This is a genomic window from Streptomyces sp. HUAS ZL42 (assembly GCF_040782645.1).
GTDB lineage: Bacteria > Actinomycetota > Actinomycetes > Streptomycetales > Streptomycetaceae > Streptomyces.
In genome coordinates, this window is sequence record NZ_CP160403.1 from 5,297,115 (window position 1) to 5,313,703 (window position 16,589).

At 71.1% G+C, this 16,589-nt stretch carries 14 protein-coding genes; 7 read left to right on the forward strand and 7 right to left on the reverse strand.

Annotated elements, in window-relative coordinates; all coding sequences use genetic code 11:
• Nucleotides 1-36: 36 nt before the first annotated feature.
• The gene (locus tag ABZO29_RS24480) at nt 37-1,458 is read right to left on the reverse strand and encodes an MFS transporter (protein WP_367322311.1); all 1,422 of its coding nucleotides are present in this window, start codon (nt 1,456-1,458) and stop codon (nt 37-39) included.
• A 286-nt stretch (nt 1,459-1,744) separates the two neighbouring features.
• Between ABZO29_RS24480 and ABZO29_RS24485 the strand changes: the two genes are divergently transcribed.
• The 3 genes from ABZO29_RS24485 (at nt 1,745) to ABZO29_RS24495 (ending at nt 7,090) form a co-directional block, all read left to right on the forward strand.
• Nucleotides 1,745-2,671, forward strand: a complete 927-nt coding sequence (locus ABZO29_RS24485; protein ID WP_367322312.1) for a DUF3027 domain-containing protein — start codon at nt 1,745-1,747, stop codon at nt 2,669-2,671.
• A 126-nt stretch (nt 2,672-2,797) separates the two neighbouring features.
• Entirely contained in the window at nt 2,798-5,992 is a 3,195-nt protein-coding gene (locus ABZO29_RS24490) for a molecular chaperone Hsp90 (RefSeq protein ID WP_367322313.1), read from the forward strand.
• A 183-nt stretch (nt 5,993-6,175) separates the two neighbouring features.
• Nucleotides 6,176-7,090, forward strand: coding sequence for a hypothetical protein (locus tag ABZO29_RS24495; RefSeq protein ID WP_367322314.1), 915 nt, complete (start codon nt 6,176-6,178; stop codon nt 7,088-7,090).
• 8 nt (nt 7,091-7,098) lie between these two features.
• Here the strand turns inward: ABZO29_RS24495 and ABZO29_RS24500 are convergent, their stop codons facing one another.
• The 3 genes from ABZO29_RS24500 to ABZO29_RS24510 all read right to left on the reverse strand — a co-directional run bounded on the left by ABZO29_RS24500 (nt 7,099) and on the right by ABZO29_RS24510 (nt 10,251).
• Complete coding sequence (locus ABZO29_RS24500; protein ID WP_367322315.1) at nt 7,099-9,495, reverse strand: HAD-IC family P-type ATPase; 2,397 nt, start codon at nt 9,493-9,495, stop codon at nt 7,099-7,101.
• Nucleotides 9,496-9,660: 165 nt separating this feature from the next.
• A complete protein-coding gene (locus tag ABZO29_RS24505; RefSeq protein ID WP_367322316.1) occupies nt 9,661-9,948 on the reverse strand; it encodes a DUF2530 domain-containing protein in 288 nt (95 codons plus the stop codon).
• Between the two features lie 120 nt (nt 9,949-10,068).
• On the reverse strand, nt 10,069-10,251 hold the full coding sequence (locus ABZO29_RS24510) for a ribbon-helix-helix protein, CopG family (protein WP_367322317.1): 183 nt from the start codon (nt 10,249-10,251) through the stop codon (nt 10,069-10,071).
• Nucleotides 10,252-10,415: 164 nt separating this feature from the next.
• Here ABZO29_RS24510 and ABZO29_RS24515 point away from each other — a divergent pair, with 164 nt between their 5' ends.
• From ABZO29_RS24515 to thpR, 3 genes are all read left to right on the forward strand, one after another.
• Entirely contained in the window at nt 10,416-10,853 is a 438-nt protein-coding gene (locus ABZO29_RS24515; protein ID WP_367322318.1) for a MarR family winged helix-turn-helix transcriptional regulator, read from the forward strand.
• 151 nt (nt 10,854-11,004) lie between these two features.
• Nucleotides 11,005-12,276: an MFS transporter gene (locus ABZO29_RS24520; protein ID WP_367322319.1), complete on the forward strand. Its 1,272-nt coding sequence runs from the start codon at nt 11,005-11,007 to the stop codon at nt 12,274-12,276.
• Between the two features lie 47 nt (nt 12,277-12,323).
• Nucleotides 12,324-12,896 (forward strand): RNA 2',3'-cyclic phosphodiesterase, encoded by a 573-nt coding sequence (thpR, locus tag ABZO29_RS24525; RefSeq protein ID WP_367322320.1) that lies wholly within the window; start codon nt 12,324-12,326, stop codon nt 12,894-12,896.
• A gap of 218 nt (nt 12,897-13,114) precedes the next feature.
• Here thpR and ABZO29_RS24530 read toward each other — a convergent pair whose 3' ends face one another.
• The 3 genes from ABZO29_RS24530 to ABZO29_RS24540 all read right to left on the reverse strand — a co-directional run bounded on the left by ABZO29_RS24530 (nt 13,115) and on the right by ABZO29_RS24540 (nt 15,517).
• Complete coding sequence (locus ABZO29_RS24530; RefSeq protein WP_367322321.1) at nt 13,115-14,107, reverse strand: aldo/keto reductase; 993 nt, start codon at nt 14,105-14,107, stop codon at nt 13,115-13,117.
• A 44-nt stretch (nt 14,108-14,151) separates the two neighbouring features.
• On the reverse strand, nt 14,152-14,748 hold the full coding sequence (locus tag ABZO29_RS24535; RefSeq protein WP_367322322.1) for a Uma2 family endonuclease: 597 nt from the start codon (nt 14,746-14,748) through the stop codon (nt 14,152-14,154).
• Nucleotides 14,749-14,845: 97 nt separating this feature from the next.
• The gene (locus tag ABZO29_RS24540; protein WP_367322323.1) at nt 14,846-15,517 is read right to left on the reverse strand and encodes an SGNH/GDSL hydrolase family protein; all 672 of its coding nucleotides are present in this window, start codon (nt 15,515-15,517) and stop codon (nt 14,846-14,848) included.
• A gap of 90 nt (nt 15,518-15,607) precedes the next feature.
• On the opposite strand from ABZO29_RS24540, the gene ABZO29_RS24545 reads away from it, so the two are divergent.
• Nucleotides 15,608-16,585, forward strand: coding sequence for a WD40 repeat domain-containing protein (locus ABZO29_RS24545; protein ID WP_367322324.1), 978 nt, complete (start codon nt 15,608-15,610; stop codon nt 16,583-16,585).
• The last annotated feature ends 4 nt before the right edge of the window (nt 16,586-16,589 follow it).

Sequence of the window (16,589 nt, forward strand, 5' to 3'; positions counted from 1 at the left end):
ACGGGCTCCCCACGTGGGGTGCGGCATGCGTGTGTGTTACGCCACGTGGGTCGGCGCACCACCGTGCCGGACCGAGCGCAGCAGCCCCCGTACGGTGGTCAGCCAGCCCGCCGCCACGATGCCGGCGGCCACCGACAGGCCCGCCGTGCCGTTCAGCGGCATCACGATGCCGACCGCGCCGCCGAACACCCAGGCCATCTGCAGCAGCGTCTCGGACCGGGCGAACGCCGACGTCCGCACCAGTTCGGGCACGTCCCGCTGGATCAGCGCGTCCAGGGACAGTTTGGCCAGGGCCTGCGCGAACCCGGCGATCGCCGCGAGGCACACCACGAGGAACGCGCCGAAGAAGATCGCGGCGACGATCGCCGTGCCCAGGACGAAGGCGACGACGGTCACGATGATGATCTCGGGCGCCCGGGATCGCAGGGCCGCTCCCACCGCCGTACCGAGCGCGTTGCCCACGCCCGCCGCGACGGCCACCATGCCCAGCGACACGGCGGCGCTCTGGCCGCTCAGCGGGTGCTCGCGCAGCAGGAACGCGAGGAAGAAGATCAGGAAGCCGGACAGACAGCGCAGCGCGGCGTTGGCGCCGAGGGCGTGGGTGACGGCGATGCCGACCGTCCGCAGGCCGGGCCGCTTGACCGGCCGCCGGTGCGGTCCGTGCAGATGCTGCTCGTCCGCGGCCAGCAGTGCCGTGTCCTCGCCCTTGGCCGAGTCGACCTTGTGCGGCAGGGAGAAGGACAGGAACATTCCCACCATGAAGATCACGAAGGCGCCGTAGAGGGGCCAGCGCGGCCCGATGGCCTGCAGCCCCGCCCCGACCGGCGCGGCGACGCCGGTGGCCAGCAGCCCCCCGAGCGTGACCCGGGAATTTGCTCTCACCAGGGAGAACCGGGGTGGCAGCAGCCGTGGCACGACCGCGCTGCGCACCACGCCGTACGCCTTCGACGCGACGAGCACGCCGAGCGCCGCCGGATACAGCTGGATACTGCCGGTGACGACCGCCCCGGACAGCACCAGCGCGAGCAGCGCCCGGGCGAACATGGCGCCCGCCATGGCCGCACGGCGGCCGTGCGGCAGCCGGTCGAGGAGGGGCCCGATCACCGGTGCGAGGACGGTGAAGGGCGCCATGGTGATGGCGAGGTAGAGCGCGACGCGTCCGCGCGCCTCGTCGGTGGGGACGGAGAAGAAGACGGTGGAGGCGAGGGCGACGGTGATCATGACGTCGCCGGCACCGTTCACACCGTGCAGTTCGATCAGCTTTCCCAGCCCGGACTCGCCCGCGCCGTGCGCATGGGTCGCCTTGCGGATGCCGCGGGCCGTCCCCGTCACCGGGAAGTGCAGGGCACGGCCGACCGCGCGGACGGCGCCGTTGACCCGGCCCGAACCGCCGCCTCGACTGCTCCCCTTGACCCCACCGGACCCGGTGGTGCCCTGGGGCGACCTCGCGGTTGCCACGACGTCATAGTGCCCCGAGAGGGGCGTTGATAGTGCGGTTACGGCACGTATGGCCGTGCAGTTTGTCGGTGAGAGTCACGGGTGGGCGGCGAAGAAGCCCGTCGGTGTAGGCCGAGCGCCGCCGAACAGGTAGCGTGCGTATCTCAGCCATCCCGCAGAATGGATGGCAGAGGTGCGCCCATCGCGAACGGGCGCGGACGTCGACGCGGCCCTCTGGTCCGCTCCGTCCGCTCCGTCGCCGAAGGCAGCGGCACCCGAGAGACGGCGTAGGAGAGAAGCGATACCTGTGAGCGCAGCGACAACGCGAAGCCGCACCCCCGACCGCCTGTGCGCCGAGGCCGTCGACCTCGCCCGCGCCGCGGCGGAGGAGGCCGCCGCACCAGGAGTGGTCGGCGAGCACGTGGGCCTGGTGTCCGAGGGCGACCGCGTTGTCACGCACTTCTTCGAGTGCAAGGAGCTCGGGTACCGGGGCTGGCGCTGGGCCGCCACGGTGGCGAGGGCCTCCCGCGCGAAGTTCGTGACGCTGGACGAGGTGGTCCTGCTGCCCGGCCCGGACGCCGTGCTGGCGCCGGAGTGGGTGCCGTGGAGCGAGCGCCTGCGCCCCGGCGACATGGGACCGGGAGACCTGCTCCCGACCGACGCCGAGGACCTCCGCCTGGAGCCGGGCTACTCGGGCGAGGACGAACCCGTGGCGAGCTCGGCCGTCTCGTCGGAGATGGCCGAGCTGGTCGAGGCGGAGGACGCGGAGGTCACGGCGGGCCCGCCCGCGAAGCTCACGACCGTTCCGTCCCGCGGCTCGATCGCGGCGCTCGCGGAGGAACTGGGCATGCGCCGCGCGCGCGTCCTGTCCCGCTACGGCCTGCACGTCGCCGCGGACCGCTGGGAAGAGAGCTTCGGTGCGAAGACCCCGATGGCCCAGGCGGCCCCGGCGTCCTGCGTGACCTGCGGCTTCCTGGTGCCCCTCGGTGGCTCCCTCGGTCAGGCGTTCGGACTCTGCGCCAACGAGTTCTCCCCGGCGGACGGCCGGGTCGTGTCCTTGGCGTACGGCTGCGGCGGCCACTCCGAAGCGGCGGTCATGCCGAAGCCGCCGCGGCCGGCTCCGCCGGTGATCGACGAGACCCGCGTCGACCCGTTCCCGCTGCGGCCGGCGCCGGATTCGGGCTCGGTACCGGTCGTCTCCGACGAGGATGCGGCGGAGTTGGGGCACTCGTAAGGCTGCGACGGTGTGGGGGTTCGCGTCCCCGGGGGGCTCCGCCCCCGGACCCCCGGCCTGTGCCACCCACCACCCGACTCGTCGAGTTGCGGTCACTCCACCGCGCGGTACCTTCAGTCGTCGCCGATGAGGAGAGTGAACGTGAGCAAGTTCGTGCGGCCCGCAACCGAGGGCGCGGACCCCTTCGGCACGGCCCGTCTGCGGCGAGGCGTACTGGACGCCTGGGCCACCAGCCCCGCCCGCTTCCGCGAGGACGCCAACGCCGAGGAGGACCTGGTTCTGGGCGGCTACCGGGACCGCCTCGTCGTCGAGCTCGCCCAGAACGCCGCCGACGCCGCCGCCCGCGCAGGGGTACCCGGCCGCCTCCGTCTCACTCTCCGCGACGGCGTCCTCGTCGCCGCCAACACCGGCGCCCCCCTCGACGCGGTCGGTGTCGAGTCCCTCTCCACCCTCCGCGCCTCCGCGAAGCGCGACGCCGAGGCGGACCGGGCGACAGGCACCGTGGGCCGCTTCGGCGTCGGCTTCGCCGCTGTCCTCGCCGTCACCGACGAACCCGCGGTCGTCGGCCGGCACGGCGGCGTCCGCTGGTCCCTCGCCGAGGCCCGCGAGCTGGCCGCCGACACGGCACTCCACAGTCCCGGCCTCGGAGACGAGATCCGGCGCCGAGACGGTCATGTCCCCCTCCTGCGGCTCCCGTTCGCCGCCGAGGGCACCGCTCCGGACCCGTACGACACGGTCGTCATCCTGCCGCTGCGGGACACGGCCGCCACCGACCTCGCCGAACGCCTCCTCGACGCCGTGGACGACGCCCTGCTCCTCGCCCTGCCGGGCCTGGAAGAGGTCGTGATCGAGACCACGGGAAGCGGCGAGCCCCGCACCCTGCGCCGCCGTACCGCAGGCGCCCACACGGTCGTGGAGGACTCCCGCGAGGGCACGACCTACTGGCGTACCGTCTCCGCGCACGGCCCCCTCACCCCTGACCTCCTCGCCGACCGGCCCGTGGAGGAGCGGCTGCGCCCCCACTGGTCCGTCACCTGGGCCGTGCCGGCCGACCCCGACGGCGCCCCGGTCCGCCCCGGCACCAGCCCCGTCGTACACGCCCCCACCCCCAGCGACGAGCCGCTCGGCGTGCCCGCACTGCTCATCGCCTCCTTCCCCCTCGACACCACCCGCCGGCACGCCGCGCCGGGCCCCCTCACCGACTTCCTCGTGCAGCGCGCGGCGGACGCGTACGCCGAACTCCTCGCTGACTGGCGGCCGGTGACGACCGGCGTCATCGACCTCGTCCCCGGCCCGCTCGGCAAGGGCGAGCTCGACGGCGTCCTGCGCCAGGCGATCCTCGAGCGGCTGCCCCGCACCTCCTTCCTCCCTCCCGCCGCCGAGCCGGGACAGGACCACGACGACGACCTGCCCGAGTCCCTCCGCCCCAGGGACGCGGAGATCGTGGAAGGCGCGGGCGCCGACACCGTCCACGTCCTGGCCGAAGTACTCCCCACCCTCCTGCCCGCCGGCCTCGAACGCCGCGTCGAGCTGCGCACCCTCGGCGTGGCCCGGGTCCCGCTCACCGACGCGATCGACCGGCTGGCCGGTCTGGAGAAGCAGCCCGGCTGGTGGCGACGGCTGTACGACAGCCTCGCCGGCGTCGACCCCGACCGGCTCTCCGGCCTGCCCGTGCCGCTGGCTGGGGGCACCTCCCAGGCGTTTAGCACTGGGGGAGGGCGGACCACCATCGGGCCCCGCCAGGTCCTGCTCCCCACCCCGGACGCCGCCCGCATCGACCCCGAGGTCCTCGCCCGGCTCGGCCTCAAGGTCGCCCACCCGGACGCCGCCCACCCGCTCCTGGAGAAGCTCGGCGCGCTGCCCGCGACGCCGCGGGCCGTCCTCACCACGCCCCAGGTGCGCGCCGCCGTCGCCGCCTCCCTCGACGACGAGGGCGCCACCGCCTGGGAGGAGGACACACTCGACGCGGAGGAGCTGGCGGACGCCGTCCTCGCCCTCGTCCGGGACGCGGGCCTGGAACCCGGTGACGAGCCCTGGCTCGGCGCCCTCGCCCTCCCCGACGAGGACGGGGAGTTGGCCCCGGCGGGCGAACTCGTCCTGCCCGGCAGCCCGTTCGCCCAGGTCATCCGGGCGGGCGAACTCGCGGAAGTCGACGCCGACCTGGCCGGGAAGTGGGGCGAACAACCCCTCGCCGCCTGCGGCGTCCTCGCCGACTTCGCCCTCGTCCGCGCCACCGACGTCGTCCTCGACCCGGACGAACTCGAGCCCCGCGAAGGCGACTTCCCCGAGCCCGACGACGCCGGGCTGCTCGACGCCGTGGACGTGTGGTGCGAGGACATCCTCGACCGCTTCCCCGACAGCCCCGTGCCCCCCGTCGCGACGGAACTCGTCGCCGTACGCGACCTGGACCTTGTCGACGACGACAAGTGGGCGAGAGCTCTTTCGCTGCTGTCGAAACCCCCCTTGCGTGACGCGCTCGTTCAGCCGTTGCGCATCCTGCTGCCGGACGGCACCCACGAGGTCGTACGGCCGTACACGGCGTGGTGGCTGCGCGGGCACCACGTCCTCGACGGCCGCCGTCCGGCCGGTCTCCTCGCCGCCGGCGGGGATCCGCTGCTGCGCGGCCTGTACGACGAGGCCGACGCGACCGGCTTCGACGACGAGCAGGTGCTGCGGGCGCTGGGCGTACGCACCTCACTGGCCGCGCTGCTCGACGAGCCGGGCGGCGCCGCCGAACTGCTCGACCGGCTCGCCGACCCGGACCGCTCCGTTACCGGCGCCCAACTGCACGGCCTGTACGGCGCGCTGGCCGAGCTGGACCCGGAGCAGGTGACCCTGCCGGACGAACTGCGGGCCGTCGTCGACGGCCGGGTCGAGGTCGTGGACGCGGCCGACGCCGTGGTCGTCGACTCGCCCGACCTGCTGCCGTTCACCGAGGGTGTCCCGCTGCTGCCCGTGCGCCCCACGCGCGCCGCGGAGCTGGCCGAGCTGTTCCAGGTGCGGCGGCTGAGCGAGTCCGTCACCGGCCGGGTGGACTCCGACGGCACCGAGCACGACGTACCGGAGCCGGTACGCGTGCTGCTCGGGCCGCGGACGCCGGACACGTACGTCGAACACGAGGAACTCCTCGTCGACGGCGTGGAGATCGACTGGCGTCTCACCGACGACGGTGTTCTGCACGCCTCGACGCTGGAGGGCGTCGCCGCCGGGCTCGCCTGGGCGGCCGGCCAGTGGCCGCGCCGCTTCGAGGTGGCGGCGTTGCTGGAAGACCCTTCGCGGACACAGGAGTTGGCGCGGGACCGCTGGTTCGACCAGTACTGAACATCCGTCAGAGGATCTTGGGATTTTCCCCACGGAATTTTCACGGTTCGTACAACCCTTCGCTCCCCTCGCGAATCTGATCGATTGAGTCAACAGACTCCACGATCACTTGGGCCCCGGACGTGACCACCGCGAGCCGTGCACCACGACGACCGCCGGGGCCCCTCTCCACTTGGGGAACGCATGCGTATACGAGCCACCGTGGCCGCCGTGTCCGGCGCCCTGGCCCTCTCCGCCTTCGTCGTGCCGGCCGCGCAGGCCGCCGACCCGAATGTCCCCGCGGACATCGCCGCCGCCAGCGACGCCCTCCACTCGGCCACCGACGACAAGTCGGCGGTCGCCGCCGCCCCGGCGGACGGCACGCCGTACGCCCTGAACGCCACCTTCTCCAACGTCAAGGTCAACAAGGGCAAGAACATCGTCGTCGGCACCACCGCCGTGGTGAAGGTGCCGGTCTCCTTCACGCTGACGCACGGCGCGGACGTCAACATCCAGGCCTCCGACTTCTTCACGGGCGTCGAGCTGTACCGCGGCACTTCGTCCGAGGACGCGATCTACTGGATCGACAGCAGCGACGCGAAGTGCACCGCCACGTCCACGACCGTCGCCAACTGCACGGCCACCGTCGCCGTCGACCCGTACGAGCTGCTGAACGAGGACGCCGGCTCCTGGAAGGCCGCCGCCTTCGCCGTCGCCTTCAACGGCGAGGACCCCGAGAACCCGAACCTGGACAACGTCGGCGTCGCAGTGAAGGACCCGACCAACTCCTTCAAGCTGCAGCGCGCCTCCAAGCTGACCGTCAACGCCTCGCCGGAGCCGGTGAAGAAGGGCAAGACCATCACGGTCACCGGCAAGCTCTCCCGCGCCAACTGGGAGGACGGGCTGTACCACGGCTACACGGGCCAGCCGGTGAAGCTGCAGTTCCGCAAGAAGGGCAGCAACACCTACACCACCGTCAAGACCATCAAGACCAACTCGACGGGCAACCTGAGCACCACGGTCAAGGCCACCGTCGACGGCTACTACCGCTACAGCTTCGCGGGCACCTCGACCACCCCGGCGGTCAACGCCGCGGGTGACTTCGTCGACGTGAAGTAGCACTCCCGTCAGGCGTGAAAGCGGCGGTCGACCCACTTCCACAGGAATTCCAGGGCGACCGCCGCCACCGCCGCGATGCCCACCGCGATCCACGGCATCGTCATTCCGACCAGTTTCAGCGCGAAGAAGTGCTGCAGCCAGGGCACGACCAGGACGAGCAGGAACGCCCCGCCCATCGCGGCCACCAGCGCGATCCGCCACCAGGTGTACGGGCGGGCGATGATCGCCAGCACCCACATCGAGATCAGGAACAGCGTCAGCGTCGCGGCACTGGTCTCCGCATCCAGCGCCCCCTCACCCGTGTAGTAGTGCCGGGCGATCAGATACGTCACGAAGGTCGCCGCTCCGGCCAGCACCCCGCCCGGGATCGAGTACCGCATGACCCGCCGTACGAAATGGGGCCGGGCCCGCTCCTTGTTGGGGGCCAGGGCCAGGAAGAACGCCGGGACGCCGATGGTGAGGGTGGAGAGCAGGGTCAGGTGCCGGGGCAGGAAGGGATACTCGACCCGCCAGCAGACCACCAGGACGGCCAGCAGCACCGAGTAGACGGTCTTGACCAGGAACAGCGTGGCCACCCGGGTGATGTTGCCGATGACCCGCCGTCCCTCCGCCACCACCGACGGCAGTGTGGCGAAGCTGTTGTTGAGCAGCACGATCTGCGCGACGGCCCGGGTCGCCTCCGACCCCGACCCCATGGACACGCCGATGTCGGCGTCCTTCAGGGCGAGCACGTCGTTCACGCCGTCACCGGTCATCGCGACCGTGTGCCCGTGCGACTGCAGGGCCCCCACCATGTCCCGCTTCTGCTGCGGGGTGACCCGCCCGAACACCGTGCCCTCGTCGAGGGCCCGCGCCATCCCGTCCCGGTCGCCGGGCATCCGGCGCGCGTCCACGGTGGCCCCGGTGAGCCCGAGCTTGCCCGCCACCGCGCCCACCGAGACGGCGTTGTCGCCGGAGATGACCTTGGCGTGGACGTTCTGCTCGGCGAAGTAGCGCAGGGTGTCGCCCGCGTCCGGCCGCAGCCGCTGCTCCAGTACGACGAGGGCGGCGGGCCGGGCTCCCGAGCCGACCTCGGGATCGTCGAGGGCGCGGTCGGTCCGGGCGAGCAGCAGCACGCGCAGACCCTGCTCGTTGAGCCGGTCCGTCTCGGCGAGGGCGGGATCGTCCGAGGGGAGCAGCACGTCGGGCGCCCCGAGCAGCCACGTACTGCTCTCCCCGTCGCCCTCGCTGAAGGAGGCGCCGCTGTACTTGCGGGCGGAGGAAAAGGGGAGCGCCTCGGTGCAGCGCCAGTCGTCGGAGTCCGGGTAGGCGTCGATGATCGCCCGCAGGGAGGCGTTGGGCCGCGGATCGGCCTCACCGAGGGCCCCCAGGACCTTCCGTACGTACGGCTCGTCGCTGCCGTTGAGGGGGCGCAGCTCCGTGACGTCCATGCCGCCCTCGGTGAGGGTGCCGGTCTTGTCGAGGCAGACGGTGTCGACGCGGGCGAGCCCCTCGATGGCCGGGAGCTCCTGCACGAGGCACTGCTTCCTGCCCAGCCGGATGACACCGATGGCGAAGGCGACGGAGGTGAGCAGGACGAGCCCTTCCGGGACCATGGGGACGATCCCGCCGACCGTGCGCGCGACGGAGTCCTTGAGGTCGTTCTCCTTGACGATCAGCTGGGTGATCACCAGGCCGAGGGCGGCCGGGATCATCATCCACGTGACGTACTTGAGGATCGTGGAGATGCCGGTGCGCAGCTCCGAGTGGACCAGGGTGAAGCGGGAGGCCTCCTCGGCGAGCTGGGCGGCGTAGGCCTCGCGGCCGACCTTGGTGGCGGTGAAGGCGCCGCCGCCGGCGACGACGAAGCTGCCGGACATGAGCTGGTCGCCCGGCTGTTTCAGGACGGGGTCCGCCTCGCCGGTGAGGAGGGACTCGTCGATCTCGAGCCCGTCGGCCTCCACGCAGACGCCGTCGACGACGACCTTGTCCCCCGGCCCGATCTCGATCAGATCGTCGAGCACGATGTCGCTGGTGCCGACCTGGGCGGAGGTGCCGTCGCGGCGGACGGTCGGCCGGGCCTCGCCGATGACGGCGAGTGAGTCCAGGGTCTTCTTCGCCCGCCACTCCTGGATGATGCCGATGCCGGTGTTGGCGAGGATCACGAAGCCGAACAGGCCGTCCTGGATCGGGGCGACGAAGAACATGATCAGCCAGAGCACGCCGATGATCGCGTTGAAGCGGGTGAAGACGTTCGCGCGGACGATCTCGGCCGTGGAGCGGCTGCTGCGCACCGGGACGTCGTTGACCTCGCCGCGCGCGACGCGCTCCGCGACCTGGGCCGCGGTGAGGCCGGTCGGCCGGGGCGAGGGGGCGGGCACGGGGTGCCCGGGCTCCAACTGGGCGCCCGCGTCGATGTGCGTCATGCATTCGACGGTACGTGCGGATTTGGGGCTTCACCCGCTGAGGGGGCGGAAGTTCCGACTTGGGGAGGACGGATGTCGTGCGGTGGTTGTAGCCGACGGATCTTTTTGCCCCTCAGCCCCGGCCCGGCAAATCTCCCAGCGACGCCCGCAGCAGTGCCGGGGTGTCTATTCAGCCGGCGTTCGCTGCTCCGGAGGAGTCCGCTCGCGCAGAGTTGCCGCTTGCTTGATCGCCGCGTCCCGCTTGCGGACGTAATAGATGCCGATGAGTCCGAGCCCCCCGCCCGCGAGGCATGTCCACACCCACCACGTGTGGCCGTGGTCGTCGAACCAGGCGTAGAAGGGGAGCTGGGCGAGGAAGAGGACGAACCAGACGATCGTTCCGCCGGTGATGGTGGCGACCACGGGGCCCTCCAGGGGCTCCGGCGCCTCGTGCTTGGGGGTCCACTTCGCCATGGGCACAGCTTACGAGGCGGGTTCCGGGGGTTGGGAGCCAAGGGGCGGCGCCACGATCTACGCGCGGAGATCGGTCGCCGGCATCTTCGGCCTTCCACTGCCTGATGCCGGCGCTCGGCCTCACGTGAGGCCGTAGAACTTCTCGGTCTCCTCGACGGCGGCCTGGAACCGCTCGTCGAAGTCGTCGCGAACGAGCGTCTGGATCACATAGTCCTGGACGCTCATTCCCCGTTTGGCGGCGTGGTGCCGGAGCCGTTCCAGCAGGTCGTGGTCTATTCGCAGGCTGAGCACGCTGGTCCCCATGCATACGAGGGTCGCGGCACGCTTCGGGGTCGCGCGGGGCGTTCCGCTGTGGGATCACCCGTATGAGTGATGCTGAGTTATGCCGGGATCCAGTGGCCGGTATCACGCGTCCCCGGCGTGTCGCCGGTGTTCTTTAGCGAGGGTAATGAGTTACCCTAAAGAACATGCCGGACCTTACCCATGGCGACGACGCTGCCGCCGTGAACTCCCTGCGATCCGCCGTGATGCGGTTGTCCCGTCGGCTCAAGCACCAGCGTGTCGACGAGTCGCTGAGCCCCACCGAGATGTCGGTGCTGGGCACCCTGTCCATCTGCGGTAGCGCCACCCCGGGCGAGCTCGCCCGCAAGGAGCACGTGCAGCCGCCCTCCATGACCCGGATCGTGGCGCTGCTCGAGGCCAAGGGCCTGGTACGGCTGGAGCCGCACCCCGAGGACCGGCGCCAGAAGGTCGTCACCAAGACCGAGCAGGCCGAGGCCATGCTCGAGGAGAGCCGCCGCAAGCGGAACGCTTTCCTGGCGACCCTGGTCGACGGCCTCGACGAGGACGAGTGGGCGAAACTGCGCGCCGCCGCCCCCGTGCTGGAGAGGCTCGCGCACCTGTAAGAGCCCCCGGCGTCCGCCGCAGTCGCAGTCGCCGGCTGAAAGCGCCCTGAAGGCGAATGAGCGATCAACAAGGAGGCGAAACCCTTTGAGTACGGGAACCGGAGCAGCTTCCGCCCCCGCACCTACCACTCCTCACACCGGTAAGTCCTCGATGTTCAGCTCGCTGAAGATCCGGAACTACCGCCTTTTCTTCCTCGGCCAGGTCGTCTCCAACATCGGCACCTGGATGCAGCGCATCGCCCAGGACTGGCTGGTCCTCAGCCTCACCGGCTCCGCGACCGCCGTCGGTGTCACGACGGCCCTGCAGTTCCTGCCGATGCTGCTCTTCGGCCTGTACGGCGGTGTCCTCGTCGATCGCCTGCCCAAGCGCCGCACGCTGCTCGTCACGCAGACGGCGCTGGCCGTCACCGGCATCGCGCTCGCCGTGCTCACCCTCACCGGCCACGTCCAGGTCTGGCACGTGTACGTCGCCGCCCTCGCCGTCGGCCTCGCCACGGTCGTCGACAACCCGGCCCGCCAGTCGTTCGTCTCCGAGATGGTCGGCCCGCGGCAGCTGCAGAACGCGGTCAGCCTGAACTCGGCGAACTTCCAGTCGGCCCGTCTGGTCGGCCCGGCCGCCGCGGGCCTGCTGATCACCGGCGTGGGCACCGGCTGGGCGTTCCTCTTCAACGGGCTGTCCTTCGTCGCGCCCATCGCGGGGCTGCTGCTGATGCGTGCGCGTGAGCTGCACGTCGTCGAGCGCGCCCCGCGCGGAAAGGGGCAGCTGCGGGAGGGACTGCAGTACGTCGCCGGGCGGCCCGAGCTGATCTGGACGATCGCCCTGGTCGGGTTCATCGGCACCTTCGGCTTCAACTTCCCCGTCTATCTCTCCGCCTTCGCGGACGACGTCTTCCACGCGGGCGCGGGCTCCTACAGCCTCTTCAACACGCTCATGGCGATCGGCTCCCTGGCGGGCGCCCTGCTCGCCGCACGGCGGGGCACGGCCCGGATGCGGGTGATGATCGCGGCCGCGCTGCTGTTCGGAGCGGTGGAGCTGGTGGCGGCGACGGCGCCCTCGCTGTGGCTGTTCGCCCTGCTCATGGTCCCGATCGGGATGTTCGGCATGACGGTCAACGTCACCGCCAACACCAGCGTCCAGATGAGCACCGACCCGGCCATGCGCGGCCGGGTCATGGCTCTGTACATGATGGTGTTCATGGGCGGTTCGCCGGTGGGCGCACCGATCGCCGGCTGGATCACGGACGTGTACGGCGTCCGGGCGGGCCTGGCCGTCGGCGGCGCGATCTCGGCCGCCGCGGCCGTCACGATCGGGCTGCTCCTGGCCCGCGTCGGCGGACTGCGCCTCTCGGTCGGCTGGAACCACGGCCACCCGCATGTCCGCTTCGTCCCCAGGGAGCGGCAGGAGCAGCTGGCGCCCGCGTGAGCGGGACACGAGGGGTGGGCGGCGCGGCGCGACCCTAGGGTGACGGTATGAGACTCTTCGCCGCCGTGCTTCCCCCGGACGACGTGATCGGCGAACTCGCCGCCGAGGTGGCCCGGTTGAAGAAACTGCCCGGTTCGGGTGGGCTGCGCTGGACCGGGCGGCCCGGGTGGCATTTCACGCTGGCCTTCTACGGGGAGGTCGACGACGACGTCGTACCGGACCTGTCGGCGAGGCTGGAGCGCGCCGCGCACCGGTCCGCACCCTTCGCGCTGGCCTTGAGCGGCGGTGGCCAGTTCGGGCACGGCAGCGTGTTGTGGGCGGGGGCGGAAGGGGATCTGACCGCCCTGGGGCACCTCGCCGACCGGGCGGAGGCGGCGGCGCGGAAGGCGGGCGTGCCGATGGGAGAGCACCGCCGGTACAAGGCCCACCTGACGGTGGCGCGCAGCCGGGGGGCGGTGGACGTACGGCCGCACGTCGAGGCCCTGCACGGCTTCGCCGGCCGCACCTGGACGGTGGCGGACCTGGCGCTGGTGCGCAGCAACCTGCCGCGTTCCGGGACGCCAGGAGAGCAGCCGCGGTACGAGACGGTCGCCAGCTGGCCTCTCGAAGGCGCCGGTTAGGCTCGGACGCGTGGACCCGAAGACCCGGAACCGGATCATGGCCGGTGCGCTTGTGCTGATGTTCGTCGTCGTTGCCCTGGCGGCCGCGCTCGGTAAGTAGTCGCCGAGCGGGGCGCGCCGGGGAACTGCGCGGTGTTCGCCGGGTGCGGGCCGTGTGTGGCTGGTCGCGCCCCCGCGGCGGAGCCGCATGTGTACACAGCCCCGCGCTCCTCAGGGCGCTACCAGGCGAAGGCCTCCGGGGACGGCCCCGGGCCCGGGAAGATCTCGTCCAGGGACTGAAGGAGCTCCTCGGACAGCTCCAGCTCCACCGCCCGGATCGCCGACTCGAGCTGCTCGGCGGTGCGCGGGCCGACGATCGGGCCCGTTACCCCCGGCCGGGTGAGCAGCCAGGCCAGGGCGGCCTCGCCGGGTTCCACGCCGTGCTTGTCGAGCAGGTCCTCGTACGCCTGGATCTGGGCGCGGACGCTGGTGTTGGCGAGGGAGTCGGCGGCCCGGCCGCCCGCCCGGCGCCCGCCCTCGACCTCCTTCTTGATCACGCCGCCGAGCAGCCCGCCGTGCAGCGGCGACCAGGGGATGACCCCGAGCCCGTACTCCTGCGCGGCCGGGATGACCTCCATCTCGGCGCGGCGCTCGGCGAGGTTGTAGAGGCACTGCTCGCTGACCAGGCCGATCGTGCCGCCGCGGCGGGCGGCGATCTCGTTGGCCTGGGCGATCTTGTAGCCGGGGAAGTTGGAGGACCCCACGTAGAGGATCTTCCCCTGCTGGACCAGGACGTCGATCGCCTGCCAGATCTCCTCGAAGGGAGTGCTGCGGTCGATGTGGTGGAACTGGTAGACGTCGATGTAGTCGGTCTGCAGCCGCTTCAGGCTGGCCTCGACCGCCCGCCTGATGTTCAGCGCGGAGAGCTTGTCGTGGTTGGGCCAGGCCTCGCCGTCCGGGGCCATGTTGGCGTACACCTTGGTGGCGAGCACGACCTTGTCGCGCCGCTCGCCGCCCTTGGCGAACCAGTTGCCGATGATCGTCTCGGTACGGCCCTTGTTCTCGCCCCAGCCGTACACGTTCGCGGTGTCGAAGAAGTTGATGCCCGAGTCCAGGGCCGAGTCCATGATCGCGTGACTGTCGGCTTCGTCGGTCTGCGGGCCGAAGTTCATGGTGCCGAGGACGAGTCGGCTGACCTTGAGTCCGGTGCGTCCGAGCTGCGTGTACTTCATGGCACTCAAGCCAACGGCTTGGAGTGCGCTCTATGCAAGGGGGTTCAGTCGCGGGGGAAGTCGTCGGTTTTGAGGGTGAGGCCGAGGGGGGTGGTTGTCATGTCGACGTCGCTTCCGTAGTCGACGCGGAGCTCACATCGGTAGTCGCCGTTCTTGGGCTCGGTGTAGACGGTGCACCTGTGCTTGTAGGGGTCGGCAATGAGGTACACCGGGATCTCGGCGACTGCGTATGCCGCCTTCTTGGGACCGTAGTCGTTGGGTGCCGTCCCCTTTGAGATGACCTCTGCGACGAACTCGATGTCCTCGTACCGCCAGCGGCCCCCTTCGTCCTTCGTCGCACCGTCACGAAACTTGGCCACGTCGGGGCAGAAGCCGTTCTGATCGCCGGGGAGGTCGATCCGGACGTCCGAGAAAAGCCGCACGCGCCGCCTTCCGAAGTGGTCCTCGAGAGCCCAGAGAATCTCGCGGATGGTTTCCCAGTGGATGTCCCGCTGCGGAGTCATGTAGACGTGGCCCCCGACGATCTCAGCCTTGTATCCCTCGGGGACGGGCAGTCGCTCAAGCCGCTCGAACCACTCGTCCAAGCGCTCGGTGTTCTCGTCGGCCATGTCGATCTCGATCCTGTCTTCCAGGACGGTCATCTGGCGCTCCTCCCCGGCTGCCCCCATGGACGAGCACAGTCGCGCAGTACAACGATACGCACGGTGACCAGGAGACGCGGATGAACGCACAGGCCGGTCAACTGTAGGGCTCGCCCAGGTCCCACGCCTGGTACATCGCCTCCGCGAACGCCCCCGCGATCTTGTGCTCGCCGCTCGCGTTGGGATGCGTGCCGTCGTACGTGTCGGCGTGGATGTCGTACGACGGGGGAGAGGAGGCCAGGAGCAGGGGTGAGCGTGGCTCGTCCAGGTCGGCCACCGCCTTGGCCAGCAGCTCGTTGAAGCGGGCGACCTGCGCGGCGAAGGGGGCGTCCGACGTGGCACGGACGTTCGGAATCACCGGGAGCAGGGCCATCCGGATGCGCGGGCGGGCCGCGCGGGCCTCGGCGACGAAGCGGCGCACGTTGTCCGCCGTCTGTTCCGCGTTCGTGTAGAAGCCCAGGTCGATCAGGCCCAGGGAGACCAGGAGGACGTCCGCTCGTGTCTCACGCACCGCCTCGCCTATGAGCGGCGCCATGTGCAGCCAGCCCTCGCCCCAGCCGGCCAGGTGGGCGCGCGGGAAGTCCGGGTCGGCGTACTCGTACGACGTGGGCGCGTCCGTTGCCTTGTCGTACAGCGTCTCGCGCGGGCCGACCAGGGCGAACGGGCCGCCGTACGTGTCACGCAGGTGCTGCCACATCCGGTAACGCCAAGTGTGTTCGCCCGCGCTTCCGATCGTCATGGAGTCGCCGACGGGCATGAACCTGAGCATCCGCTCATGATGGAGGATCAAGGGGGCCGGTGGGGTGTGAGGCCTGCCACGCGCGCGTGAACCACCGGCCGGGATGGCAGGCTTGGGAGCATGCGTCGACCGTTCGCTCTTCTCGCCGGGGCCCTCCTCGTGGGCGCGCTCGCCCTGCCCGCCTCCGCCGCGGACGGCGACCAGGGGTTCACCATCAAGGACCCGCGCATCACCGAGTCCAGCGGCCTGGCCGCCTCGCATCTGCACCCCGGCGTCTACTGGACGCACAACGACAGCGACGACGGGCCGTACCTGTACGCCGTCGACAGCAGCACCGGGGAGACCGTCGCCCGCATCACCCTGACCGGCGTCGGCACGCCCCGTGACGTCGAGGCGATCTCCATCGGGCCCGGCAACCAGATCTACGTCGGCGACATCGGTGACAACCTCGGCGGCAAGTGGCCGTATGTCTGGGTCTACCGGCTGCCTGAGCCGAAGCAGTTGAAGGACCAAACGATCCGCGCCACCCAGTACGTCGTGAAGTACTCCGACGGCCCACGCGACGCCGAGTCGCTGATCGTGCACCCCCGGACCGGGCGCGTGTACATCATCGACAAGAACGAGGACGGCGGACATCTGTACGAGGGACCGGCGACCCTCTCCCCCTCGGGGACGAACATCTTCAAGCCCGTCGCCGCCGTCGACCTGTGGGCCACGGACGCCGCGCTCTCGCCCGACGGCAAGCAGCTCGCCGTACGCGGCTACCTGGGCGGTATCCGCTATGACTGGAACGGCGGGAAGATCAAGCGGGAGGGCCGGCTCGACGTGCCCCTGCAGGGGCAGGGGGAGTCCGTCAGCTACTCCGCCGACGGGACGAAGCTCATGTACGGCACGGAGGGCACCGAGAGCCCGGTGAAGGCCGAGGACGCACCCGGGGCCGGCGGGGCGTCGGAGTCGCCGTCCGGGAGCGGGAGTTCGGCCGTCTCCGGGGACGACGACGGTGACGGCGCGAACGACGGAGTCAAGACCGGCGCCATCGCGGTGGCCGTCGTCTGCGCCGCCTTCCTCGGTCTGCGGCGGCTGCGGCGCCGGGGCTGATCCG